Origin of the sequence: Algibacter sp. L4_22 (assembly GCF_023473045.1) — a bacterium.
In the GTDB taxonomy this organism is placed as follows: Bacteria; Bacteroidota; Bacteroidia; order Flavobacteriales; family Flavobacteriaceae; genus Algibacter.
The window spans coordinates 1-1,073 of the sequence record NZ_JAMCOK010000045.1 but is presented as its reverse complement, the minus strand read 5'-3'; the positions used below and the strand labels follow the sequence as shown (position 1 = coordinate 1,073).

Here is a 1,073-nt window from a genome sequence, read left to right as displayed (position 1 = left end):
TTTTAAGTATGTTTCCTTGTGGACAGGTATAGGTGTCGTTTTCTTTACTATATTTAAAGTGTTCAGAGTTATATTTTGGGTCTGGAGCTTGAGACGCTCTTCCTATTCCAGGTATAGCAACAAGTGTTTTAATCCCTAGATTATTTGCCGTTTTAAATTCACTCCCTGTATGATATCCTTTATCATACAGGGCGGTAAAGGTGTTTGTTTCTAAAATAGTTTTAGCGCGCTGTAACATCTGTCCCATGGCCTTGGAATCATTCTTATTGGTGACCAAGTAATCAAACGGAATATTGTGATCTGCATCTACAGTAGATTGTACACAGTAAGCAACTTCAGTAATATTGTTACGTACAATTAAATGCTTGCTATCCGGGTCAGAGGTAGATATTTGAGGTTCTCCAGAGGCTTTCAATTGCGCATTTAATTTTTCATATTCATTTCTGCGACCTTGATGTTTATCAATATCCTTGTTGATTTGCTCTTTCTCATTTTCACTATCACTCTGTTCAAGGGCTTTATTGTACTGCTCTAGTTTGTTGTCAATATAATCTAAGTGACGCTGTATTTTCTTCTGATTGAAATTGTTCTTTTTGCTATTCTGAGCTCTAAACTTAGTACTATCACCCGCTATAAGTGTAGCACCTATAAGTCCAAAATTACGTGCAATTTGTACGGTAGCAAAAAACACTTTTTTAATAGCCTTTGCATTATCTTTTCTAAAATTGCTGATGGTGTTGTGGTCTGGATCTAGCGATTCTAGCAGCCACATCACTTCAATGTTTCGTCTGCATTCTTTTTCTAATTGTCGGGAAGAGCGAATACGGTTCATGTAACCGTAAATGTAAAGTTTGAGTAAAACAGATGGGTTATAGGCGGGCGGGCCATTTTCTATGAAGTCTGAACGGAATCCGAGTTCTGCTAGGTTAAGTGAATCTACAAATTGATCTATAGACCTTACGCTGTTCTGAGATTCTATTGAATCTTCGAGAGAAACAGGAAAAAGGCAGGTCTGTTTTCGGTCTTTTCCAAGGATAAATTTCATAACTAAAAGATACAAAAATGAGCTGAAA

The 1,073-nt window shown here is 36.8% G+C and carries 1 protein-coding gene; it reads right to left on the bottom strand.

Annotated elements, in window-relative coordinates; translation table 11 throughout:
- Positions 1–1,045 (bottom strand): transposase (locus M4I23_RS19510; protein ID WP_249755529.1); only part of this gene is annotated, 1,045 nt, incomplete at its 3' end.
- Positions 1,046–1,073 lie beyond the last annotated feature (28 nt).